This window comes from Shivajiella indica, assembly GCF_042683085.1.
Taxonomy (GTDB): Bacteria; Bacteroidota; Bacteroidia; order Cytophagales; family Cyclobacteriaceae; genus Shivajiella; species Shivajiella indica.
In genome coordinates, this window is sequence record NZ_JBHUIV010000003.1 from 37,617 (window position 1) to 63,301 (window position 25,685).

General features: G+C 39.0%; 21 protein-coding genes. 15 read left to right on the plus strand and 6 right to left on the minus strand.

All coding sequences use genetic code 11. From position 1 onward, the window contains the following. Positions 1-20 precede the first annotated feature (20 nt). The 8 genes from ACFSKV_RS01170 (at position 21) to ACFSKV_RS01205 (ending at position 9,891) form a co-directional block, all read left to right on the plus strand. Positions 21-1,466, plus strand: coding sequence for an aldehyde dehydrogenase (NADP(+)) (locus ACFSKV_RS01170; protein ID WP_380799739.1), 1,446 nt, complete (start codon positions 21-23; stop codon positions 1,464-1,466). Between the two features lie 127 nt (positions 1,467-1,593). After that, positions 1,594-2,592: a 4-hydroxyproline epimerase gene (locus tag ACFSKV_RS01175; protein WP_380799740.1), complete on the plus strand. Its 999-nt coding sequence runs from the start codon at positions 1,594-1,596 to the stop codon at positions 2,590-2,592. Positions 2,593-2,894: 302 nt separating this feature from the next. Beyond that, complete coding sequence (locus tag ACFSKV_RS01180) at positions 2,895-3,650, plus strand: hypothetical protein (protein ID WP_380799741.1); 756 nt, start codon at positions 2,895-2,897, stop codon at positions 3,648-3,650. Then, positions 3,650-4,678 carry a hypothetical protein gene (locus ACFSKV_RS01185; protein WP_380799742.1) on the plus strand — a complete coding sequence of 343 codons (1,029 nt, stop codon included), beginning with the start codon at positions 3,650-3,652 and terminating at the stop codon, positions 4,676-4,678. The genes ACFSKV_RS01180 and ACFSKV_RS01185 overlap by 1 nt, the downstream gene beginning before the upstream one ends. A gap of 114 nt (positions 4,679-4,792) precedes the next feature. Next, entirely contained in the window at positions 4,793-5,827 is a 1,035-nt protein-coding gene (locus tag ACFSKV_RS01190) for a hypothetical protein (protein ID WP_380799743.1), read from the plus strand. A 105-nt stretch (positions 5,828-5,932) separates the two neighbouring features. Further along, positions 5,933-6,973 (plus strand): hypothetical protein, encoded by a 1,041-nt coding sequence (locus ACFSKV_RS01195; protein ID WP_380799744.1) that lies wholly within the window; start codon positions 5,933-5,935, stop codon positions 6,971-6,973. Positions 6,974-7,239: 266 nt separating this feature from the next. Then, positions 7,240-8,487 (plus strand): NAD(P)/FAD-dependent oxidoreductase, encoded by a 1,248-nt coding sequence (locus ACFSKV_RS01200; protein WP_380799745.1) that lies wholly within the window; start codon positions 7,240-7,242, stop codon positions 8,485-8,487. 93 nt (positions 8,488-8,580) lie between these two features. Beyond that, on the plus strand, positions 8,581-9,891 hold the full coding sequence (locus tag ACFSKV_RS01205; protein ID WP_380799746.1) for an ATP-binding protein: 1,311 nt from the start codon (positions 8,581-8,583) through the stop codon (positions 9,889-9,891). A gap of 1 nt (position 9,892) precedes the next feature. On the opposite strand, the gene ACFSKV_RS01210 is transcribed toward ACFSKV_RS01205, so the two are convergent. The 4 genes from ACFSKV_RS01210 to ACFSKV_RS01225 are packed head-to-tail and all read right to left on the minus strand — an operon-like array spanning position 9,893 to position 12,960. Further along, positions 9,893-10,993 (minus strand): hypothetical protein, encoded by a 1,101-nt coding sequence (locus ACFSKV_RS01210; RefSeq protein ID WP_380799747.1) that lies wholly within the window; start codon positions 10,991-10,993, stop codon positions 9,893-9,895. Then, a complete protein-coding gene (locus ACFSKV_RS01215; protein WP_380799748.1) occupies positions 10,983-11,615 on the minus strand; it encodes a hypothetical protein in 633 nt (210 codons plus the stop codon). Before ACFSKV_RS01215 ends, ACFSKV_RS01210 begins: the two co-directional genes overlap by 11 nt. Continuing rightward, positions 11,596-12,147, minus strand: a complete 552-nt coding sequence (locus ACFSKV_RS01220; protein ID WP_380799750.1) for an RNA polymerase sigma factor — start codon at positions 12,145-12,147, stop codon at positions 11,596-11,598. The genes ACFSKV_RS01215 and ACFSKV_RS01220 overlap by 20 nt, the downstream gene beginning before the upstream one ends. A gap of 60 nt (positions 12,148-12,207) precedes the next feature. After that, positions 12,208-12,960, minus strand: a complete 753-nt coding sequence (locus tag ACFSKV_RS01225) for a CBS domain-containing protein (protein ID WP_380799752.1) — start codon at positions 12,958-12,960, stop codon at positions 12,208-12,210. Between the two features lie 60 nt (positions 12,961-13,020). Between ACFSKV_RS01225 and ACFSKV_RS01230 the strand changes: the two genes are divergently transcribed. The 6 genes from ACFSKV_RS01230 (at position 13,021) to fdhF (ending at position 21,958) form a co-directional block, all read left to right on the plus strand. After that, positions 13,021-14,079, plus strand: a complete 1,059-nt coding sequence (locus ACFSKV_RS01230) for a formylglycine-generating enzyme family protein (protein WP_380799753.1) — start codon at positions 13,021-13,023, stop codon at positions 14,077-14,079. 246 nt (positions 14,080-14,325) lie between these two features. Then, positions 14,326-15,117 carry a sugar phosphate isomerase/epimerase family protein gene (locus tag ACFSKV_RS01235; protein WP_380799754.1) on the plus strand — a complete coding sequence of 264 codons (792 nt, stop codon included), beginning with the start codon at positions 14,326-14,328 and terminating at the stop codon, positions 15,115-15,117. Positions 15,118-15,193: 76 nt separating this feature from the next. After that, positions 15,194-16,480: a sterol desaturase family protein gene (locus tag ACFSKV_RS01240; RefSeq protein WP_380799755.1), complete on the plus strand. Its 1,287-nt coding sequence runs from the start codon at positions 15,194-15,196 to the stop codon at positions 16,478-16,480. Positions 16,481-16,665: 185 nt separating this feature from the next. Beyond that, on the plus strand, positions 16,666-17,523 hold the full coding sequence (gene fdhD, locus ACFSKV_RS01245; RefSeq protein WP_380799756.1) for a formate dehydrogenase accessory sulfurtransferase FdhD: 858 nt from the start codon (positions 16,666-16,668) through the stop codon (positions 17,521-17,523). Beyond that, complete coding sequence (locus tag ACFSKV_RS01250; protein WP_380799758.1) at positions 17,508-19,169, plus strand: NADH-ubiquinone oxidoreductase-F iron-sulfur binding region domain-containing protein; 1,662 nt, start codon at positions 17,508-17,510, stop codon at positions 19,167-19,169. Before fdhD ends, ACFSKV_RS01250 begins: the two co-directional genes overlap by 16 nt. Before the next feature lie 11 nt (positions 19,170-19,180). Further along, positions 19,181-21,958 carry a formate dehydrogenase subunit alpha gene (gene fdhF, locus ACFSKV_RS01255; RefSeq protein ID WP_380799760.1) on the plus strand — a complete coding sequence of 926 codons (2,778 nt, stop codon included), beginning with the start codon at positions 19,181-19,183 and terminating at the stop codon, positions 21,956-21,958. Between the two features lie 306 nt (positions 21,959-22,264). Here the strand turns inward: fdhF and ACFSKV_RS01260 are convergent, their stop codons facing one another. Further along, entirely contained in the window at positions 22,265-22,873 is a 609-nt protein-coding gene (locus ACFSKV_RS01260; RefSeq protein ID WP_380799761.1) for a molybdenum cofactor guanylyltransferase, read from the minus strand. Positions 22,874-22,903: 30 nt separating this feature from the next. Further along, positions 22,904-23,329: a hypothetical protein gene (locus ACFSKV_RS01265; protein ID WP_380799763.1), complete on the minus strand. Its 426-nt coding sequence runs from the start codon at positions 23,327-23,329 to the stop codon at positions 22,904-22,906. A gap of 292 nt (positions 23,330-23,621) precedes the next feature. Between ACFSKV_RS01265 and ACFSKV_RS01270 the strand changes: the two genes are divergently transcribed. Further along, a complete protein-coding gene (locus ACFSKV_RS01270; RefSeq protein ID WP_380799764.1) occupies positions 23,622-24,728 on the plus strand; it encodes a Fic family protein in 1,107 nt (368 codons plus the stop codon). Positions 24,729-25,685: the final 957 nt, after the last annotated feature.

Consider the following 25,685-nt stretch of genomic DNA (forward strand, 5'->3'; position numbering starts at 1 on the left):
ATCATTAATAACCAAAAACCATGAATTTTGACCAAATATTTGAATCTGCCCAATCTGCCTTTCTATTCTATAAAAATCTTCCTGGCAAAGAAAAAGGAGCTTTTTTAAGGAGAATTGCAGATGGGTTGGAAGCAGAAAAAGTAGAATTGATTGGCCTTGCTTCTCAAGAATCCAATTTACCTGAAGGAAGAATCACCGGTGAATTGGGAAGAACAGTAGGGCAGGTTAGACTATTTGCCCATTTGGTTGAAGAAGGAAGTTGGTTGGAGGCTACCATTGATCATGCGGATCCAGAACGTGTACCTGTTCCAAAGCCGGACATCAGAAGATTTCTGACGCCGCTCGGCCCAGTGGTTGTTTTTGGAGCAAGTAACTTTCCATTGGCATTTTCAACAGCCGGAGGGGATACGATTTCTGCTCTCGCTGCCGGATGTCCTGTGATATATAAAGCTCATCCGGCTCATCCAGAGACCTCGAAATTGGTAGGGCAGGTCATCCATAAAGCAGTAATAGATTCCTCCCTTCCAATAGGAATATTCACCCATGTAGAAGGTGGCATAGATACCGGTCAGGCATTGGTCAGGCATCCATTGGCTAAGGCTGTGGCATTTACAGGTTCCTTTGCGGGTGGTAAAGCCCTATTTGATGCGGCAAATCAAAGGACAGAACCAATTCCTGTATTTGCCGAAATGGGTTCAGTTAATCCCATCATTGCTTTGAAAGAAAAATTGGGATCAGATATCTCTGGACTGGCCAAGCAATTTGTTGCTTCTTTGACCTTAGGGGCAGGGCAGTTCTGTACCAATCCTGGTTTGATAATGGTTCCAGGGGTTCATGCAGAAGAATTCGCCAAAGCTGTGAAGCAGGAACTTCAGCAAATCGTTGCCGCACCTATGCTGCATGAGGGTATTGCTTCGGCATACTACAATGCCATTGCTATTTTGCAGGAAAGAAGGGAGTTGGAGTGGGTTCAGATCGTGGAAGCCAAGGATCTGATCAAAGCATTTCCGGCCTTGGCAAAAATCAAAGCCATAGACTGGTTGGAAGATGACCATTTTCAACAAGAAGTATTTGGTTCATTTGCTTTGATGGTAGTGTATGAGCATTTCAATGAGTTATATGCCATTGCCCAAAGACTGCATGGCCAATTGACCATTACCTTATGGGGTGAGGAGGAAGAATTGGCCAAGAAAGTTGACCTTATCAACCAACTGGAGGAGAAATGTGGAAGATTGCTTTTTAAAGGAGTACCTACCGGTGTTGAAGTGGGTTATGCCATGCAACATGGAGGACCTTATCCCTCTACCACTGACAGCCGCAGTACTTCCGTTGGTGTCTATGCAATCAAACGTTTTGCCCGGCCCATTGCCTTTCAGGATATGCCCAATAGCTTATTGCCTGATGCATTGAGGGAAGAAAATCCACTTGGGATTTGGAGGACTGTTGATGGGAATTTTCAAAATTAATGTAGAAACCTGCCCTAACCTTAATCACAAATTGATATTGGTGGATATTCATTGATATTTTCGGATATTTTTCAATTGTAGTAGGCCAATATCATAATATCCCAATATCTACAAATATCAATTAGACATGAAAAAAACATTTCAATGTATAGATGCCCATACATGTGGCAACCCGGTTCGCTTAGTGTCCGGAGGTGTTCCCTTTTTGAAGGGGACCAATATGTTGGAAAAGCGTCAGTATTTTTTGGATAATTTGGACTGGATTAGGACAGGTCTAATGTTTGAGCCCAGAGGTCATGATATGATGTCGGGTTCCATGTTGTTTCCGCCCCATGATCCGCAAAATGATTTTGCAGTACTCTTTATAGAGACGTCAGGATGTCTTCCTATGTGTGGACATGGGACCATCGGAACGATAACTATTGCCATAGAAGAGGGACTCATAGAACCCAAAACGCCCGGTTTTCTAAGGATGGAAGCACCTGCTGGTTTGGTATTAGTGGAATATAAACAAGAAGGCAAGAGAGTGAAATCTGTCAAATTAACCAATGTCAAAAGTTATTTGGCAGCTGAAAACCTTGAGATAGAAATTGAAGAATTAGGCAGACTGACTGTAGATGTAGCCTATGGGGGAAATTTTTATTGTATTGTCGATCCACAGGTAAATTTTCCTGGATTAGAGCATTTTAGGGCAGAGCAACTCATTTCAATGGCCAGGAACCTCCGGAATAAAATGAATGAAAAATACGATTTTGTTCATCCGGAATATGCTAAAATTCGAGGCCTTTCCCATGTGATGTGGACAGGGAAAATAATTGACGAGGGCAGTACAGCAAGAAATGCGGTGTTTTATGGAGATAAGGCAATTGACCGTTCACCTTGTGGAACCGGCACCTCGGCCAGAATGGCCCAATGGTATGCCAAAGGTTGGTTAAAACCGGGACAGGATTTTATTCACGAAAGTTTTATTGGTTCCAAGTTTACTGGAAGGATTGAAGCGGTAACTGAGATTGGCGGAAAACCTGCTATCATTCCAAGTATTGAAGGATGGGCTATCATTACGGGTTATAACACAATTTTTTTAGATGATGAAGATCCTTATGTGCATGGTTTTCAGGTTATTTAGAGAAGCAAGAGATTAGATACGAGAGAAAACAAAATTTGACAAAATGATGAAAGAAAGGTAGTGGATTAAAGAGGTTGGAAATTTTGAATTTCAAGATCTCTATCTCGTTTTGATTTACTTCATACCTTTTCAAAATATTATTTAATAAATGAATTGATCGGTCAGGTAAATTATTTTTTTTTCCTCTCATTCCACTGCCAAATCACTTTTTTTGACTCTGAATTATTTAAAAGATTACAAAAAGGGCCTTTTTTTTATTAGAGGAAATAGCCTAAATTTCTATAAAGAAATGAATGTAATTCATGAAAAAATACTTATCAATTATTGATCATAGAACTTATTTGGTAGTTCTGATTACCATAATTGTCAGTTTCGTCACCCTGAAGTATGATTTTTCCTACAATTTTGATTTAACTGTTATCAGTATTGCCATTGTTTTTCCTTTGGTTTTTACCATAAGGGGTGCTTTCAGAAGAAGAGAAAGGGCTTTGGAATATTTGGCCAAATTTAAAGCAGGGTTGATTTCCCTGAATTCAAGTTTTTATGAAAACAGTAAATTAGAGGTAGCTGAAAAAGATGAAATTTTCCAGGTGATCCATAATATCAATACCTATTTTCTAGGGTACCTCGGACCTGAATCTTTAAATTTGGATAGGACAAAAGAAGAGATTGTCAAAATTTTCAGATTTATAGACAACAGATCGGATAAATTCAGTTATTCCAGTGCCATGAGATGTCATGGATATCTCAATGATGTCCATCAGTCCATTGAGTTTTTAGCAGCAGTAAAGCTTCATGGAACGCCATTGGTTATCAGGGCCTATACCCTGATTTTTATCTTTATCTTTCCTTTGATTTACACTCCTGCTATTTACTATAATCTGAACCAATCAAATGATTTCCATGAGCCTATTTTAGTTTATACCCTGGCTTTTTTGACCTCATTTATCCTTATTTCCTTGTTTAATATTCAGGAACAGTTGGAAAACCCTTTTGACCAAATAGGGGTAGACGATATACAGTTGAAAGGATTTCAATTGGATAAAAACCATATGTGATGGTATTGCATGCCATATATCGGCTGTTTCTTTTATGGGTAGTTATTTGCCATGGCGCATTTGGTTTTCAAAATCAGGCCTTATTTGAGTCTGAAGATCCGATTCAGATTTCCTTGGCTATAAATATTAGCGAACTGAAAAATTCAAAGTCAGATACCGTCTTTTTTGGTTCGATGCTCCTTTACCGATTCAATAATCAACTCCCTTGGGATTCCATACCAGTGGAAGTCAGAGCTCGGGGGAACTTTAGAAGAAAAAACTGTACGGTTCCTCCAATTAGATTAAAAACAAATAAAGAAGCCGCCCTTGGCACAATTTTTCAACAGAATAAAAGTTTAAAACTCGTTCTTCCCTGCCGGGCAATGGAATTGTATAACGAATTGATAGTTAAAGAATATGTATGTTATAAAATATATGAACATATCAGTCCTTATCATTTCCGAACAAGAATGGTTGATCTGACATTGATAGATGTTGGGAAAAGAAAAACCAATACTTATCATTTGAAAGCATTTTTATTGGAAGATGATGATGACTTGGCAAAAAGATTTCAGGGTCATATTGTGACTCCCAGGGAAATACTTCCGGAATCTGTTGAAGATACTACCGCTGTTAGGCAGGATTTTTTTGCGTTTATGATTGGAAATACCGATTGGTCCAACAGGGTGCAGCATAATGTTAAAATTTTACAGATAGGAAGAAATAAATATTATCCTTTGCCTTATGATTTTGATAATTCAGGTTTTGTGAGTGCTCCCTATGCCGTTCCCAATGATAGAATACCTGTTAAAACTGTACAAGAAAGGTATTATCTAGGTTATTGCAGGGATAAAGGACTCTTTGAAAAGGTAAGAAATGAATTTTTGGAGAAAGAGGATATACTGAAAAAGGAAATTGATAATTTCAGTTCGGGACTTTCCCCAAGCCACTTTAAAGATTCCCATCAATACTTAGAAGAATTCTATGCTATCATTAAAAATGAAAGACTTTTTGAAATGAATATTTTAAAAAAATGCAGGTTAGATTAAGATCAAACTTTTTACTATAAGTGTCACATTTTCTTTCAATTAGTCACTGAATTTTACGGGTTAGAGTTGGTTCATAAAGATCGAATTACGATATTTAATAGAAAAACCACCTCTATGAAATACCATCTCAGAATTAACCTCATATTATTCCTGTTATTGATTTTTCAGGGATATGCAAATGGGCAAGGAAAAAGTGAATTGCCCTTATTTTCCGAGAGTCAGCCTTTGGAAATGCGGTTAAGTTTTTCGAGTAAGGATTTGAAAAAAGAAAAAGCAGATTCAGTTTATTTTCCCTCAATCATGCATTATAAGATTCCTGGAGGATCCTGGGACTCTATTAAGGTAGATATTAGGGCTAGGGGAAATTTCAGAAGGAATCAATGTTTTTTTCCTCCGATTAGGGTCAAGATCAAAAAGAAAGATGGCAATGGGACGGTTTTTGAGGGTAATAAGGCACTCAAGCTTGTGGTTCCATGTAAAAATGCCAAAGCTGACAATGATCAGATTGTCAAGGAATACATGTGCTATAAAATGAACGAGCAGGTTTCTCCTTTCTTTTTCAGTACAAGAGCGGTAAATCTGATTTTGACAGATGAAAGCACAAAGAATCCAAAATCTTATGAAGTAAAGGCTTTTTTAATTGAGGATGATGATCTGGTAGCGGAAAGAGCTGGAGGGAAAATAGCAGGAGGAAGACAAATCCTTCCAGGGAGGTTACAGGAAATTGCTGCAGTCCAGGTAGATTTTTTCCAGTTTATGATTGCCAATACAGATTGGTCTGCTGTTGCACAGCATAACATCAAGATTATACAAATGCCAACCAATGATTTTGTTCCTGTTGCTTATGATTTTGATATGAGTGGGATTGTGAATTCCTATTATTCAACCACAAGCGAAATGTTAAATATATCAAGTGTCAGAGAACGCCTATATCGTGGATTTTGCAGGTCAGAGGCAGCCATGCAACAGGTGAGACAGGAATACCTTGCAGCTGAATCCAATATCATGCAAGTGGTCAATGGATTTGAATCCGAACTTGGTCCTAAAGAGGTTTCCGATATTAAGAAATACATGGAGGATTTTTTCGCGATTCTCAAAAGTGATAAATTATTTTCAGAACAAATTTTGTCAAAATGTAGAACCAATTGATAATTGCTCTACAAACTTCACGAATGTGGAAAAAATGATTTCAGCTAAAAAGATTATTGAAATGTAGCCAGTAAAAAAAAGGATTAATTATTTAATGCTGTTTCTATGAATTATAGATTTTACCTTGTTTTTACTCTGGTATTTTTTTTGTCCGGTAAGACTTTCATTGGTTTCGCCTTTCAGGATTCGCCACTTTTTTCAAGTGAGAAGCCTTTGGAATTGGAATTGGTAACATCCCTTGAAGAATTAAAGTTATCAAAGTCAGACACGGTTTTTTTTTCCACTCTTCTCAGGTACCTAACAGAAGAAGGGGAATGGGATTCTTTGGAAGTAAGCCTCAGGGCAAGGGGAAATTCAAGAAGGGAAAAATGTCAGTTTCCTCCCATAAGGATGAAAATCAAAAAGAAAGATTCTAATCATACAATTTTCAGGGAAGATAAGGCTTTGAAACTTGTGATTCCCTGTCAATACAGCTTTGCATTCAATGACTTAATCATGAAGGAATATGTTTGTTATAAGTTTTATGAGTCAGTCACACCCTATCATTTCAAGACCAGATTGGTTAACCTCACCTTGACTGACAATAAAAACAGGAAAAGCAAAACATATAATCTTAAGGCATTTATTATTGAGGATGATGACAATTTGGCTAAAAGATTCGATGCAAAAATATCCAAAGCCAAGTTGACCTTGCCCAACGCAATTAATGACACCTTATCTTTACAGCAGGATTTTTTCGCTTTTATGATTGGGAATACAGATTGGTCAAATACCAGTCAGCACAACGTCAAAATCATGGATATTAAAGGAGGAAAAAAAGTGCCTGTTCCCTATGACTTTGACCTTTCAGGTTTTGTTAATGCACCTTATGCCCTACCTTATGATTATCTTCCTATCAAGTCGGTTACGGAAAGACTTTATAGAGGGATTTGCCGGGAATCAGATCTCATTCAATATGTTAAAAACCAATTTTTAATGAATGAACAGATTTTTACGGAAACCCTCAATTCTTTTCAAAAAGAAATAAGTTCAAATGATTTCAAAATTGCGAAGAATTACCTGAATAGCTTTTTTGACATTTTAAAAAACGATCGGGAATTTAATAATCAGATTATTGCCAAGTGTACTCCTTACAACATCCAATAATTTTTTTGAAATAAACCATTGTCCATCAGAAAGTTTTGGTTAAGTAATTAGGCGTCAATAAAGTATCAGTACCTGTCAATTTTTCTTAACTTTTCTTACCCACTAAATATTATCTTTACAGTCCAAAATAGCAATGAACAAATTGCTAATTTGGACAACTTATTCCCGTTAATCAGGTTCTTATTTTACTAGGTACATTGTACATATTGTCTGTCTTATCGGATTATATTTGGACCTTGTATTGGACACATGGTACATCACATCAAATGAAACCAACCATCATCATCGGCGGGGGCATTATCGGCCTCTTTACTGCATATTATCTAATTGAACAAGGGGTTGAAGTCATCATTGTCGACCAAAGCGATATGAAAGTTACAACTTCTACGGGCAATGCCGGTATGATTGTGCCCAGTCATATCATTCCACTTTCTGCTCCTGGTATGATTGCCAAGGGGATTGCCTGGATGTTTTCCTCAAAAAGTCCTTTTTACATTCATCCGAAATTAGACCGAAAGCTCTTAGAATGGTCTTGGCTCTTTTACCGTTCTGCCAATGCCGGACACGTTGAAAAATCCATTCCTTATTTAAAAAATATTTCCTTACTCAGTAAGGCTTTGTACCAGGAGTTTAGGTTGCAACATTCCGATGCCGTAGACCTGGAAATGGCAGAAAAAGGATTGATGATGCTCTACCAAACAGCTGAGGTAGAAAAGGAGGAAATAGAATTTGCCCATTTAGCCCAAAAGCATGGACTGGAAGCAGAAGTACTCAGCCCATCTGATATTTCCAAAATTGAACCCAATCTAGAAGTGAAAGCCAGAGGTGCAGTGATGTTTCCTGGAGATGCCCATCTTTCTCCTGCCAACTTATATAATTTCCTAAAAAAATACCTTCTGGAAAAAGGTGTACAATTCCTGCCCAACAGGAAAGTACTTGGCTTTGAGAAAAATGCTGGTAAAGTGACCGCTGTACTCACGGAAGAGGGGAGCATGCCTGCGGAAAAGTTCATACTTTGTGGTGGTGCCTGGTCTGCGGAACTTGCCCAAAAACTTGGATTTAATTTGCCCATGATGGGGGGAAAGGGCTACAGCTTTATGCAGGAAAACCAACCTGAAATCAAACAGGCAGCGATTCTTACTGAAATGAAAGTAGCTGTCAGTCCCTATGGTAAGCAGGTAAGATTTGGAGGTACTATGGAAATTGCTGGGACCGATGAGTCCATAAATATCAACAGGGTAAAAGGAATCTTTGAATCCATCAACCGGTACTATCCTGATTTTGAATCAAAATTTCCTGAAAAAGACCAGATCTGGAAAGGTTTAAGACCCTGTTCACCGGATGGTATTCCTTACATCGGAGCTGCGCCTGGTTACCAAAATCTTTGGTTTGGTACCGGTCATGGCATGATGGGGGTAAGTATGGCACCTGCCACCGGGAAAATCCTTGCCGACCTTCATGAAGGCAACACTTCTCCTATGGATATCAAGGCTTTTGAGGTGGGGAGATTTTAATCCAATACTTCTCTGATTCATTGATAATTTTTTATTGTAAAGAATATTACTGTAATTTGCATTACAGTAATGAAAATTGCAATATATTGAATTATGAGATTTTATGATAGAGAAGAAGAATTAGTTTTCTTGGAAAAACAGGAACAAAGGTCAAGAGTTACAGCTCAGCTTACCTTAGTCATTGGAAGGAGAAGAATTGGCAAGACTTCACTTCTCAAAAAAAGTATAGAAGGGAAGAAAGCTTTGTATTTTTTTGTTGCCAAAAAATCAGAGTCCCTTTTGGTAGAGGAGTTTTCAGAAATAATAAGGACCAATTTGAATATTTCATGGTATGGGGAGTTGAAATCCTTCAAAGACATCTTTGGGATTTTGATGGATCATGCTGTAAAAGATCCATTTACTTTAGTCATTGATGAATTCCAGGAATTTTTGAATATCAATTCCACAATTTTTAGTGATATGCAAAATATCTGGGACAGTAAAAAGGAGGAGTCAAAGATTAATTTAATTATCTGTGGGTCCATTTATTCTATGATGAAGAGAATATTTGAGGATGCCAAAGAACCTCTTTTTTCCCGTGCAACAGGGAAAATTCGACTTCAGCCATTTGGTACAAAAACTATCAAAGAAATTTTAGCTGATCACAAACCTGGTTACAGCCCATCCGATTTATTTGCATTATTTACGCTAACTGGAGGAGTTGCAAAATATCTTGAAAATATGGTTAATGCTTCAGCCTTTAATTTAGATGATATGCTGGATGAAATTTTTCAATCCAATTCATTAATGGTGGAAGAAGGTAAGCATGTCCTTATTGAGGAATTTGGGAGAGATTATTCTACCTATTTCTCTATACTGAGTTTAATAGCTTCTTCCAAAACCTCTAGACCTGAAATCGAATCCATTTTGGAAATGAGCATAGGAGGCTATTTGGAAAGACTTGAAAATGAATTTGGGATCATCAAAAAAATAAAGCCGATTCTATCCAAACCTTCTAGTCGCCGGATTAAATACAGGATTGAGGATAATTTTCTGAATTTTTGGTTCAGGTTTATTTACAAGTACAGAAGTATCGTTGAAATAGAGAATTTCGATTTGATCAAGCAGATTGTAAAAAGAGATTTTTCAGGTTATTCTGGCTTTGTATTGGAGAAATATTTTTATCAAAAACTTAAAGAAACTAAAGCATATTCCAAGATTGGAACCTATTGGGAAAAAGGTAACCAAAATGAGATCGATATTGTTGCCGTCAATGAGTTTGAAAAGAAACTAATGATTGCAGAAGTGAAGTTGAACAAAGAAAAGTTTAATTTACCTTCCTTGATGAAAAAATCGGAGCATTTACTTTTTAAATTCCAAGGTTTTGAAATTGAATACAGATGTCTTTCATTGGAGGATTTGTAAGTTAAAAAATCACATAATTGAGGCCTAAAAAATTAGCGCTTGGGATATCCTGAGAGAAATTGGGAGATTGGTAAAGGGACCAAAAAATCTTTAATTTTGGTGTCACCGAAAAATCAATTTTGAACATAACATTATTATTCTCCAATATTCCATTATACCCAAAAATCCGAAAACCTAGCATGACTGCAACATTGTTGCCTATCAGGTCAGACTCTTGCCCTACACCCAAAAAATAATCCTGGGCTATTTCAAATGGTTTTTCGCCATCCGGAATATGGGACAGAAGACCATTGAATGCCAAAAAGAGAGTGTGTTTATTTATATTTGTCTTTTTTGTCCTTAACCTGAAATTGACCCTTGGCTGAAAGTTCATTCCTACACTATACCCAAAAACATACCCTGCACCAAGTTCAAGGTTTGTTCGGGGATAGTAGGGGTTTTCCCGAGAACGGAAAGTGTCTATCCTGAAATTACCTTCCTCATCTATTATCAAAGCTTTGTTGAAGTTTTTTCTGACATATTCTTTATACCAATAATTTTCTGATGCATGGGATTTGATTACATCATTAATACCAGAACTTTTTAGAATTAATAGTTCATCAATTTCCCCAAGGAAAAAATCAATTTCCATCAAGTAGGAATAATAAGTAAGGGTAATCTTATGCCGAAAAACAGGAAGCATTTCTTCTCCGACTATGGCATATCTTGCTTCAGGAAGGACCCGAGTCTTTATTCTTTCTGATTCTGGGCTGAAAACAATTTCATAATTGTTGGCCGTGAAATTCAGTTCTAATTTCTCTAACATTTCCATTAAAAGATCAATGTCAGCCTCAAACCCGTACCACCCATTAAAATCCTTCTGCCTTTGGATATCATGCCACCTGTAAGCAATTTTTTTGTTACCAAGTATAAACACTTCCAAAGTGTCATGACCATATTTCAAACTTAAATTTTCCTGGTCATAAAAAAAGGAAAGGTCTTTATGGGGGAACTTCCATGAATTAGGGTGAAGTGACAACAAATCCGAAGGAATTTGACCAAAGTTTTTATGGCATACCCCCATAGCTAAAGTTATAAAAAACAAAATTATTCTAGTTTTCATCGGATTGCTTGGTTTTATGTTTGGAAGCATTTTCTTGTTGGTAATGTTTCCTTGCCTGAATCTGTTGTTCAAAAGTTAACTTTTCAACCACGATCCTTTCTTCGGTTTTTCCTTCTACCTTGGTTTTTGCCAAAGCATTTTTGAGTGCCTCAGCCGCAGGACTTAACTTTTTGACTTCCGGTTCATTTGAAGAGTATTCAAATACAATCGATGGTCTTGATGTTGTGGAGTTCTCCTTTGACTGAATGGCTTCAGAACTGTCTAAGGCGACTGGGTTATTTTCCCGGATATGAATGGAATCCTTAAGGGTGATTTTAGCGACGATACTTATTTCTCCCTGTTTTTTCTCTTTGAAAGTTGGTTTATAAACCGGTACTTCCATATAATTCTCCGGCATTACCCGGCTCAAAAGATAATTAGTTTCGATTTTTTGTGAAGGTATTACCATCCAGATTCCCAAAAGCAGCAGAGGAAACAAGGAGGCAGCCAACCAAATCCATCTCCATGAACGTTTCTTTGAAGAACTCTTTTGGATATTTTCCCAGATCAGTTCCTTTCTGAACTCAATACCTTCCGGAATATTGGCTCTCTGGTCTATATTTTCAAATGATTTTCGTAGCATTTTCCCCTCCGTTTTTTCTGATCAATTCCCTTAGATAGGCCTTTGATTTGCTCAATTGGGATTTTGAAGTACCCAGACTGATATTTAGTTTTTCCGCGATTTCATGATGAGCATAACCTTCTATCTCGTAAAGGTTGAATACCGTCCTGTATCCTTCCGGCAACTGTAGAATCAAAATAAAAAGCTCATCAGCCGATAATTTGTCTATTACACCTTCTTCAATTGACCTGACATGCTCATCAGGCTCAACCATCATTGGACTCCTTTTTTGTTTCCGTAGGTACATCAGGCACTCGTTAAGGGTTACTTTCCTTGCCCAGGCTACCAATGAACCCGGACCTTGAAATTCAAAGCCTGAAAGCGATTGAAAAACCTTTACAAAAGCAAGAGTTAGCACATCCTCAGCATCTTCTTGATTTTTGAGATACCGCAAACACATCATAAACAAAGGTTTACTTAGAAGCTCATAAATCTGTCTTTCTGATTTATGGTCGCCTTTGACTGCTTTGTCTATGATTCTTTTATCTACCAATCTTTTTTGGGCTTTTATTTAAAAAATGCAGAATCAACCAAAAGGGTTGCCTGGGAATAATCAATCTTCAAAAACAGGGTCCTCTCTATCGATGATGGTTCGGACAAAAATGATCAGATCGTCAATTTCTTTCCAGCTAAAACCTAAGTGGGACTGGGAATGCGCCAAGGCATCCCTTAATTTCCCAAGGGCATTCATTTGTTGGATAAAATTATCCCTGCTAAGGGAGGGGTCAAACTTTTTAAATCTCTTGTTCTTTGAAAAAACCGATCCGAGATCACCGAATTGTAGGCATTGGACCAGGTCAATTTCCTCTTTTCTGCCTTTTTTCCATTCATAAAGACTTTTTGCCTGGTTTAACCTGTTTTCAGAAAGGCTTTCTTCCCAATTGGGAAGGTATTTTCGGATCAGATTTTTAAGATGGGTTTCAAAAAGGCTGATTACCCCAAAAAAACCAATTCGTAAAGGGATTTTATCCAGATCTGTCCGAGTAACAATATAGGCGGGATGTCCTTCATCATCTTTGATAAAATACCTTCTCTTCTCCACCAACATGCGAAACGCCTTTAATAAGGGTGTTTCAGCATCCATAAAGTCCTCTTCGGTCAGTGGAGTGGGATTTGTATCCCCAGCGTCATATTTCATCCAATTTCCATCCACATTCACAATAGCAGTATGGAAGTTCCTTTTTTCCATTTCCTCTCTGTAATTGGAAAGATCAAGAAGAACCAGATTTTCTGCAATGGGCATGACATTAATTTGTTCTTCAAAAAGTAATCTAAGGCGGTCGACCGAATTCATTCTGGATTTCATATAAAATAATTTTGTTCTTCTTTTATAAGCTAATTACCTTTAGGAATGTCTTAAAATATCATGAAAAATTTATCCTTTATTTCAATTATTCAATTATTTTTTCTTCTAAGCTTGTTGGCTTGCAATTCAAATACTGAAAATTCTGCTAAGGAAATAGCTGAAGAAGTGCCATCTGAAAAAATTGAGGGTATGGTTTGGATACCGGGAGGCTCTTTTTTCATGGGTACAGATGAAACAGAAGCCTATCCTGTTGAAAGACCGGCCGTTAAAATGCAAGTCAAGGGTTTCTGGATGGATGAGACCGAAGTGACCAATGCCCAGTTCGCGGTATTTGTGGAAGAAACCGGTTACATCACTGTGGCTGAAAGAAAAATTGACTGGGAAGAAATAAAAAAGCAGTTGCCTCCGGGAACCCCACAGCTATCCGAAGAAGAGTTGCAACCGGGCTCTTTGGTGTTTTCTCCACCATCTCATGCTGTACCTACCCACAATCATGACATAAGCCAATGGTGGAAATGGGTGGATGGTGCCAACTGGAGACATCCGGAGGGGCCAGAAAGTGATATCAAAGGAAAAGAGAACCATCCCGTCGTCCATATTGCTTTCGAAGATGCAGAGGCTTTTGCCAAATGGGCAGGCAAAAGATTACCTACTGAAGCCGAATGGGAATTTGCCGCAAAAGGAGGGAAAGAGCATCAAAGGTATGCCTGGGGAAATGAATTTCAACCCAATGGAATGATTATGGCCAATACTTTTCAGGGAGAATTTCCCCATAATAATGTAGGAATGGATGGATTTTTGGGAACTGCTCCCGTGAAAAATTTCCCCCCCAATGCTTTTGGCCTATATGATATTATTGGGAATGTCTGGGAATTGACCAACGATTGGTTTGATGCCATTAAGTTCAGCAGGATTGCAGGAAAAGCACCTGCTCTGGACAGTGCCATCAATAAATGCTATAATCCAACCAACCCATATGCTATGGAAAAAGTGATCAAAGGGGGGTCTTTTCTCTGTGCTGACGATTATTGTATCAATTACAGGCCTTCTGCCAGGCAAGGACATGCATATGACAGTGGAACTTCAAATGTTGGGTTTAGGTGTGTAAAGGATACCTGATTTCCCTTTTACTTCATAGAATTGGCTTCCCCTGAATGTCAGTGAATTAGAGGTTTTAACAGAAAAATGAAAAGAATAAATTGAATATTCCCTTTAAAAATACCTAAAAATAGGTATTTCCAGAAGTTGTTTATTGCCATACTTTAGCATGCGGGTGATTAAGCAACTTTTTGAAATCTTATTTTTTTATACCTACGGGGGATTATTCTTTGGTTATTTTTTTGCCCCTGGTTATTATTTTTGGATATGAAATTCAAAACACAATTTGGTATTTGTACAAGTTTTGTCCACGCAGATCTCTTGGCTGGACATGGCTATAGTTTTATTGAAGAGGCTGTAAAAAACCTTTTAATTCCCCATAGAAGTGAGGGAGAATTCGATGAATTATTGGACCGGATAAGTCATAATAGGATTCCGGTCAGGAATTGTATAGGGTTTTTACCTGACAAACTGAAATCCGTAGGTCCTATTATCCATCATGATGAAATACTGGAATATGCCGATTTGGTTTTCGGTAGGGCCAAGAAAGCCAAAGTGGAAATGATAGCATTTGGTAGTAGGGGGTCAAGATCAATACCGGAAGGATTTTCAAAGTCTGAAGCTGAGGACCAAATGGTAATTTTATGCCATGATTTGGGGAAATTGGCTTCAAAGTACCATATGATGCTTGTTTTGGAACCGTTTAATAGAACTGAATGCAATTTCATTAATACCTTGCATGAAGGTGCTGAAATTGTTAAAAAGGTCAACCATCCGAATTTTCAATTAATGGCAGATATTTATCATATGATGATGGAAGATGAGTCTGAAGAAGAACTTTCGGAACATGCCCATTTGATCAAACATATCCATGTGTCCGAAAAACAGGGTAGGAAACCTCCTGGATTCTCAGATGGAGGTTATAGTACCTATATCAAAAAATTGATAGAATTAAATTATGCTGGAAATATTTCCATAGAAGCCAACTGGATTAGTTTAGAAAATCAGGCAACAAAGGCATTAGATTCCTTGGAATCCTGTTGCCGATTGTACTGGTAATACAAATTTTAATTAATTTGTGAAAAAGGCCAAACAAGCGTAATTTACATCTGTATTAGCAATAAACCCCGAGTCTATGGAATTGTATGCCAAAGCCCTAACCTTCGCTATCCCCTTTTTTTTGATCTTGATTATCATTGAAGAAATCGCTGCGCGAAGGATGAAGCGACACATCAACTATGGAATGGACACCATATCCAGTCTAAGTTCGGGGATGACCAATACTTTGAAAAATCTGATGGGCCTTTCAATAGCTATTGTATCTTATGGCTGGATGGTAGATAAAGTGGCACTTTTTCATATAGAAAGTACTTGGTTAGTATATGTGGTGGCATTTATTGGGATGGACTTTGTTGGATATTGGAGTCATCGTTTTGACCATAAGATCAATGCCTTTTGGAACAGGCACATTGTACACCACAGCAGTGAAGAGTTTAATTTGAGTTGTGCGCTAAGGCAGTCGGTGTCTGCTATTGTGGGTATTTATTTTTTCCTTTATATCCCTATAGCATTTTTGGGTGTACCCGGAGAAGTGGTAGCCATAGTTGCCCCAATTCATTTATTCGCCCAGTTTTGGTATCATACCCGCCTGATTGGTAAAATGGGTTTCCTAGAGCATATCCTGGTGACGCCATCCCATCATAGGGTACACCATGCCATCAATGATATCTATTTGGATAAAAACCTTTCACAGATTTTTATCTTCTGGGACAAGCTGTTTGGAACATTTCAGGAGGAATTGGATGAAGAGCCACCTGTGTATGGGGTAAAAAAACCTGTCAATACCTGGAATCCTTTGATCATAAATTACGTGCATCTCTGGTCTTTGATTCAGGATGCCTGGAGAACACAAAGTTGGTGGGACAAGCTGAGAATTTGGTTTATGCCAACTGGTTGGAGGCCTGCGGATGTAGCTGAAAAGTATCCTTGGAATTATTGGAAAAACGCTTATGAACAGGTCAAGTATGACAGCAAACCTTCCAAAGTATTATTTGCTTGGTCATGGCTGCAATTGGTAGTAAATTTTGCAATGGTATTCCACGTCTTGGTAGCCTTTGTCAATTTTCAATACCTGGAAGTGATGCTGTATGCCATTTTTATGATGGTTTCGATTTTTGCTTATACCAGTCTAATGGATAAGGCCAGAGTAGCCCTTCCTGCAGAAATCATTCGATTTGTGGTAGGCTTGGGATTGATTTATTGGAATGGAGGTTGGTTTGGTTTACAGGAGTATATTCCTGGAGCTACAGTAGTAGTGGGTATTTATCTCGCAGCTTCACTCCTCATGGCCTTTTTGATACTTTCAAAGGAAGGAAAAGCGAAGGTGAACTTGAGACCAGCTGAATTGGTTTCGAGCAACTAGTTTTGAGAATATGGACCTTGGGCTGAGTTTTATCCTGCAAAACCACTCATAATTGCTTATCTTAAGGTTCAGAATATAAAGGTAGGTCAGATTATACTCGATCTATTTCTATGTTTTATTCAATAATAATTGAATGAAAAAATTGGAAGCCAGAATCTGTAACCTGAAAATTATCCTAATTTGCTATGAGTGTTCAAAAATATCACGGTATTTTCTATCAGGACAACAGCTTTTCTCAGGTTGAGGACACACTTGCCGTTGAAGTTCCCTTGAGCATATCAATAAACAGGATTCCTTTTACAGTTACCATGCAAACTCCAGGTAATGAAAAGAACCTGGTTCGTGGACTGCTTTTTACAGAAAATGTCATCAGGGATATTTCCTGTAAGCCGGAATTGGAAATCATTGAGAAAAACACATCAGGATGCATTACTTCAGTAAATGTCTGCGTTTCCCCGGAATTGGTTTTGACGGATTTTTCAGGAAAAAGGAATGTGATTTCTTCCTCATCGTGCGGGCTTTGCGGTAAGACGACATTGGAAGATTTAGATTGTGGTAAGGTTCAAAATCAGGACTTATTAAATGTTGATTTTGTCAATGAGATGTTCCTGAAATTGAACCAACATCAGAAGGATTTCAAACAAAGTGGAGGTACACATGCTGCGGGAGCATTTGGGATTGACGGGGTATTGTTAAGTGTTCAGGAAGATATAGGAAGGCATAACGCCGTAGATAAAGTGATCGGAGAACTGCTCAATATAGGTCTTTTGGAAAATGCCAAGTGCCTTACCGTAAGCGGCAGGATTTCCTACGAAATCGTGAATAAAGCGAGGTCTGCAGGTATTCCGTTTTTGGCCTCAGTATCTGCACCATCCACGCTGGCGGTTGATATGGCCATAGAAGCAGGTATCACCCTCATGGCATTTTGCCGTGATCAAAAACTCACCATTTACTCCAATCCCCATCAGCTTGTTATACCTAATCCAAACGAATTGGTGGCTTCTGGCAGGGTTAAAGAAAGCAGCTTATGTCAAAAAACTTAAGTTATTTATCAGGCCGAAAAGGGCTTTCCACCAATCTCTTTGAAGAATTGGGTAATGCTGTTCAAAAAACAGGTCTGCTACAGGATACGGATATGGAACGCATCAGGCAGGAATTTCTGGTGGGCAAGGCAACACTGCATGGCACTGTTTCTTTTTATGATTTTCTCAAACCAGAAAATCAGCATAAAAAAGTGTATGTCTGCAATGGAAGCGCCTGTCTTTGTGCAGGAACGCAGCCTGAGTTGAAGGAAAAGTTATCCCGGTATTTTGAAGCCCATGAAATCGGAGAAATGTGCTGCCTGGGAAGATGTCATGAAAATGCTGCTTTTCATTATGGAGGTAAAAATTTTTCAGGAAAGGCCATTGATCAAATTGAGGGAATCCTGGATGAAGAGATCAGTTTAGAGGACAATTATCAAGTTGGGGTATATGGAACTCCTGTATTGACCCTGCAATTTCAGGGTTTTTCGTCTTATGAAGAGATCTTGAAATCCTGTTTTCAGAAACCTATTGCTGAGTTGTCCGAAGAGTTAAAAAAATCCGGTTTGCGAGGAAGGGGAGGAGCAGGATTCCCGATAGCCATCAAGTTGGACTCCTGCCGCAACACTCCTGCAGAACAACGTTTTATTGTCTGTAATGCAGATGAAGGGGATCCCGGAGCTTATTCGGATAGGTATTTATTGGAAAAACGCCCCAATTCAGTTTTGCTGGGTATGGTCATCGCCGGATATATAGCAGATGCCACAGTTGGGGTTTTGTATATCAGGGGTGAATATCCAGAATCCATTGCTATAATCGAAAGTGCCATTTCCGAGATGGAAAAGCATCAATTGATAGGGGAAGATATTCTCGGTTCTGGATTTTCTTTTCACTTTAAAATCATCAAAGCCCAAGGGGCTTACATCTGTGGGGAAGAGACTGCCTTACTTTCCTCCATTGAAGGTCAGCGGCCGGAAGTCAGGGTAAGACCGCCTTATCCTGCGCAAAAAGGTCTGTTCAATTTGCCGACGGTGGTTAATAATGTGGAAACTTTGGCCAACCTGCCTTTTATCATTTCAAAAGGAGGAAATGCTTATGGGGTTATCGGAACAGAAAAATCCAAAGGAACCAAGTTGGTGTCCTTGGATGGGCATTTCAGAAATCCGGGAATTTATGAAGTGGATATGGGGACTCCTTTATCCGTGTTGGTTCATGAACTCGGAGGTGGTTTTAAGCAAGCGGTGAAAGCCATGCATATCGGTGGACCTTTGGGAGGTCTTGTTCCTGTTTCTAAGATAGAGGATCTCAGCATTGATTTTGAATCTTTCAGTCAGGAGGGCTTTCTTTTGGGGCATGCTTCCATTATTTGTATTCCGGAAAATTTCCCGATGATTTTGTACATCGAGCATTTGTTTGAATTTACGGCACATGAAAGTTGCGGGAAATGCTTCCCCTGTAGATTGGGTTCTACCAGAGGGAAAGAAATGCTACATAAAGCCAGGACTTCAGATTATACCATCGATAGGAAACTTATGGATGATTTGCTGGAGACCTTGGAAATAGGTTCATTGTGTATGTTGGGCGGAGGATTGCCTCTGCCGGTAAAGAATGCGCTGGAGTATTTTGAAGATGAGTTAAGGGTGTATTTCACAAATGATCAAAATTAAAAATGGGGACCATGGAGAAGTTACAGAATGATACTGGTATGGGCCACAGGTTGAATGGAAACGGTGGGGTGAAGAATAAAATAGCCTACATTAACGATAAGGCATATGTCCTTCAGGAAGGAGAGACTGTCTTGTCATTTGTCCGTAGGCATTTGGGAAGAAGCCATGTGCCTACCCTATGTGATGCACCCAATTTGGAGCCATTTGGTTCCTGTAGGGTTTGCAGTGTGGAGGTTGCCTTGCAGCCAAACGGGAATACCAAAACAGTAGCTTCCTGTCATACGCCTGCCCTTGGCGATTCCTATATCTATACCGATACAGAAAAAATCTCCAGACTTCGCAAAAATATCATTGAACTGGTCCTAACCGACCATCCTTTGGACTGTCTGACCTGTGAAGTAAACAACAACTGTGAGCTACAGACAGTTGCTGCGCAGGTAGGCATAAGATCGGTACGTTACCCGGAGGGCAAAAATCATCTGGACAGGGAAAAGGACCTCAGTCATCCTTATATGACTTCTGATTTTTCCAAATGCATCAACTGCTTCCGTTGCGTCAGGGCCTGTGATGAGGTTCAGGGCGAATTTGTACTAAGCATGGCCGGCCGTGGTTTTGATAGCCATATTATCAAAAGTGATAACACCACCTTTTTTGATTCCGATTGTGTGAGTTGTGGTGCCTGTGCCCAAGCCTGCCCCACCTCAGCCATATCCGATGTTTTTGAATCCAAGAGTGTTGGAGCGCAGAAAAAAGTCAGGACTGTCTGTACCTATTGCGGAGTGGGATGTAATCTGGAAGTAGCGGTGAAAGATAGGAAAATCAAGTCCATACAGGCACCCTACGATGCAGAGGTAAATCAGGGGCATACCTGTTTGAAAGGAAGGTTTGCATTTTCTTTCTATAACCATCCGGACCGTATCAGGACTCCTCTGATCAGAAAAAATGGAGTTTTAGAGCCAGCCAGCTGGGATGAGGCATATGATTACATTGCCGAAAAACTGACAGCTATCAAACAGCACTATGGCCCTGATGCCATTGCAGGGATTTCCTCAGCAAGATGTTCCAATGAGGAGAATTACCTGATGCAGAAATTTATCCGTGCAGTGATCGGTACCAATAATATTGATTGTTGTGCCAGGGTATGTCATTCTCCTACCGCATTGGGCATGCAGAATGCTTTCGGGACGGGAGCGGCTACCAATTCTATTGATGAAATCAAGCATACTGATTGTATTTTGGTCATTGGTGCCAATCCTACAGATGCACATCCCGTTACGGGAGCGAAGATGAAGCAGTTTGCCATGAAGGGCAAAACCACCATTGTGGTCGATCCCCGCAAAACCGAACTGGCACGCTATGCCACCTATCACCTTCAATTGAAACCTGGAACGAATGTGGCCTTGCTGAATATGATGTTGTACTATATCATTCAGGAGAATGCAATGGACAAAGACTTTATTGCGAGCAGAACAGAAGGTTTTGAGGAATTCAAAAAACATATCCTGAATTTAGATATCAACCAATTGGAAAGTGTCACAGGAGTTGATAAACAACTGGTGAAGCAGGCAGCTTTGGCTTATGCCAAAGCACCAAATGCCATGTCTTTCCATGGACTTGGAGTAACCGAACATACCCAAGGAACCTATACGGTGATGCAGATTGCGGATCTGGCTTTGATTACAGGAAATATCGGCAGGAAAGGAGTTGGAGTCAATCCACTGAGAGGTCAAAATAATGTGCAGGGGGCAGCTGATATGGGTTGTCAGCCCCATCAGGGAGCAGGTTATCTGAATGCCTATGATCCTGAGATCAACAAACAGTATGAAACGTTTTATAAAACCAAAATTCCTTTCAGCAAGGGTTTGAAAATTCCGGAAATGTTTGAAGCCTCCATTGAGGGTAATTTGAAGGCATTGTGGCTCATGGGTGAGGATGTGGTGCAGACCGATCCGAATACGAACAAGGTTATCGCAGCGATGGAAAATCTGGAGCTTTTAGTAGTGCAGGAGCTGTTTTTAACAGAAACTGCTAAGTATGCCCATGTGGTCCTGCCAGGTGCCTCATTTTTGGAGAAAAGCGGCACATTCACCAATGGGGAAAGAAGGATTCAGCGGGTTCAAAAGGTGGTGGAACCCTTGGAAGGCACCAAAAGTGACGGACAGATCATTGTGGATATTATGAACAGGATGGGGTACGCCCAACCGGATTATGATGCGGAAACCCTTTTGGAGGAGATTTCTCAGATTGTTCCTTTTTTCAGCGGGGTTAAATGGCAGGAATTGGGTGATAATGGCAAGCAGTGGCCAGTAGCTGCAGATGGTAGCGATACCAAGATTTTACATACAGATTCATTCAAAAGGGGCAAAGGAAAATTCCATTATTTCGATTTTCAGGAAAGCCAGGAATTAGTAAAATATGGAAAAGATTATCCATACATCATTACGACCAACAGGGAGTTGGAGCATTACAATGCAGGAACGATGACCAGAAGAACTAAAAATGTGGAATTGCTGACCGAGGATACCTTGATGATCCATCCGGCAGATGCAGAAAGGCATTTTATCAAAGATGGGGATATGGTCTGTGTGGAATCTCCAAGAGGGAAGGTGGATCTGAAGGCGAGGATAACGGAGGAGGTTAAACCTGGGGTTCTGAGTTCTACTTTCCACTTTCCAGAAGTGATGCTGAATCAGATCACCAGTGATGAGCATGATACAGAAGCCAAGTGTCCGGAATACAAAGTAGTGGCTGTCAATATCCGGAAAAGTAAAGGGAAGTATAAAGTTTGATGCATCAAGTCAAAACCAGTTTACCATAGGAATAATCACAGCCAGGTATCAAGAGGACATTTTGATAATAGATGACGAAGCTATGTTAACTTTAAAGTCTATGAGGTAAATTATAAACAAAACAAAATTTTTACCACAACTGATCCCTCAAGGCGGGAAAGTAATTTTGAAAACATAGTAAAGGAGGATCAAGCCTCCAATCTAAAAATTAACTCTTGATTCTCCATGCTATGTGAACTATGTGGCTATGTGGTAAATTTTTTTTATAGTTTTTAGTGACATTATAGATAATTGGAAAAATTATGTTCAAATCTTATAAGTTGAAGTAATTTTCAAATAGTCCTCAGGGGTATTGATATTGGCAAATGGTTGCGTGGCCAATATTTCCTGTGGTACCGTTATTTCATTTACCTTAAAAAAATCTAAAGCATCCATCATTTTGAGGGCTTTTTGATCCAGTAATTCCTTGAATGTTACAAGACAAGATTTGTCGTAGACGGCGCAAAGCGGTTCGAGCTTTTTCCCATGCCGAGGTATGGCAATGTCACAGTTATCAGCTTCGTTAAAAATCATTTTTACCAGTTCAGAACTGATAAAAGGCATATCGCAGCTCAGGATAAAAATCTTGGATGTCTGACTTACCATCAAAGCCGTATAGATCCCGCCCATTGGGCCGGAATCCGGTATTATATCTTTAAAAATTTTCACTCCTAAATGGCCATAATTGTTCCCATTATGGATGATGATAATCTCTTTCACCAAAGATTGGAGTACTTCAATCTGCCTTTCCATAATGCTTTTACCTCCAACTTGCAGGAGACCTTTATCACTTCCCATCCGGCTGTTTTTGCCTCCTGCTAAGATGACTCCTGTAATATTATTCTTATCAGTCATTTTGGTCATCGAAATTCTCATTTTCCAAAGTTCAATGTATCTATTTTATTTCTATAAATAATTGAGACGCAAACCCAACCCTATCCCGACATGCCAGCTTCCATTTTCAGTTGCTGTTTTTGGGTTATAGAATAGAGGGATCTGAATGGCAAATAGTTTGTAACTATAAGTAAACCCAATGCCAAGATTAGGCGTAACAAAAGCATTTCTGGGTTCAGAATTGTCTTTTTTGTACCTTAAAGAGGGTAAGGCACTGAGAATATATTTGGAATCTCCATAAGTCATATTGATGTTAGGCCCGGTAAAATTTGTGAAACCGCCACCATCCACAAAACCTGCAGCCAAAATTCCATCGTAGGCAGCTACTTTAATTTTTCCCTTTTCGGAGTCATTTGAACCTTGTCCCCAAGCATCGATCATAGTATGAATCATGAGTATTGCAATAACTGGGAGTGCATGGAGAATTTGCGTTTTCATTTTTGAATTGAGCATAATTGTACAATGGATAAAATTGGTTAAAGAGCAAGAAAATTATGTTTTAGCTTGATTTTGGAATAATTGACATCACTTTGGACTTTCAGTCTAAGCCGTATATAATTTAATTTTTTATACTCATTTAAAAAATAGGATCATTTCAATCCAAAAAGTAAAAAATTATTATATCTAAACCAGATATAAATTGGATTAGAAAAAGCCCTGAGCCAATAAATTCTTTTAATCGGCTCAAAATAATGTTATATTTGAGCCGATTAGGTAAAATAATTGGCTCATGACCTACAACTGGCAATATCAAGATTGGCCGAATTTCAAATATGATTTGGAAGTCCTCCAACCCTTATTTCTTGAATTCGCATTAGAATGGGCAGAACTTAACGGGATGGAAAAGGGACTCACCAAGGACTTGGAAGAGGAAACTTTGCTCAATATTATGGTTTCTGAGGCGATCAAAAGTGCTGCAATAGAAGGTGAGTTTTACAGTCGTGAAGATGTCATGTCTTCTATTAAGAATAAACTTGGGCTCAACAAAACACCCATAAAAGTAAAAGACCGTTATGCGGCGGGGATTGCTGCATTAATGGTGGAAGTTAGAAGTACCTTTAAAGAACCTTTGACTTTAGAAATGCTCAAAAAATGGCATCAGACTTTATTTCCCTATGCTAAAAACCTTCTGGTGGGAAATTGGAGGGCAGGTGAAGAAGCGATGCAAGTGATTTCAGGTCCACTAGGGAGGGAACAAGTACACTTTGAAGCCCCTCCTTCTGTTCGTGTACCCGAAGAAATGGAGAAAATGGTAAAATGGTACAGCCATGCTGATTTGAGCGTAAATGATGCTATTGGCACAGCCTTGTTGAAAGCTTCCATTTTACATCTGTATTTTGAATCCATTCATCCTTTTGAGGACGGGAATGGAAGGATAGGGAGGGCGCTGGCTGAAAAAGTCTTGTCACAAGGGCTTGGAAAACCGGTTTTGCTAAGTATATCCAAAACGATTGAATCGGACAAAAATGCCTATTATCAAGCGCTTAAAATCTCACAAAGTGGCCTGGAGATTACGGAATGGATCCGCTATTTTATTCATGTTATCATCACTGCACAGCGCGATTCAAAAGCTTTGGTAAGTTTTCTACTAAACAAGGTCAAGTTCTTTGATAGGTTTCGGGACCTCATGGAAGAACGACATGCAAAAGTTCTAGGCAAAATGTTTGATGCAGGGCCTGAGGGTTTCCAAGGTGGCATGAGTGCCAAAAAATACATGTCCATTACCCAAGTTTCTAAAGCCACAGCCACCAGGGACCTGCAATATCTCTTTGAGCAGGGTATGTTGACCAAATCCGGGGCAGGGAGGTCGGTGCGGTATGCGTTGAATTTAAATTAAAACTCATCCACTGTCCAACTGACACAATTCAAGGCTCCGCCATGTTGGATGATGTCTTCTGAGCGGAGTGGAATAATACGATTATTATTTAGATATGTCGGGAAGAAATGGCCAAGCTGATCAAACGCCTATTCGTCTTCATCAATACCCAAGGTCGGCATGAGGATGATGTCATGGGTTTGTAAAAAATTAATATATGCCCAATTGTCTCTATGTGGCTTTTTGACGGCGTAATGAAGAAATTCGGTTTTCAAGCCATTCTTACGAAGAGTGTGAATCAGGTTGAGGTCATCTTTGTGGCAATCGTTTTCTTTCCCATTCTTCTGAATTGAGATATATATTCCTGTAATAAGTGCGCCTTCGCTTTCTTTTAATTAAGAAAAACCATCTTTTAATAAGCCACATCATTAAAAGCCCCAAAAGTAGAAGTGTCAAAGTTATTAGTTTCTCTTCCATTAAATAAAAAGTGATAATATAGATAAAGCTAAAAAAATTAACCAAAACTTAGTCAGTAAAATCAATACAGATCGTTGACCGATAGTGACCTATATTGATAAAGTTTATTTGTAAGATGGCTAAACCAATTTTGTCAACTGTTTAATTTATAAAGTTTATTTAAAACTTCTGTAAGCCGAGGAGAATAAGACTCTTCTAGAGAAGTAGATAAAAAAAAGCCAAGCATTTATGCCTGGCTTCGTAGTAGCGGGAACACCCGCCCGACTGTACCAATCGGTACGGGCGGGGGACTCGAACTGTGTCCGCCTCGGCGAATAGGAGCCCTCCAAGAAATTGTTAGAAACAAAAAAAGCCAAGCATTTCTGCCTGGCTTCGTAGTAGCGGGAACAGGGCTATATATATGTTAATTTGATTTATCTTTACTTTATCGTAAAATGCCATAATTAATAAAAAATAAGTATTTTTGAATTAAATAAGGATAAACCAAAATAAAATAAATTA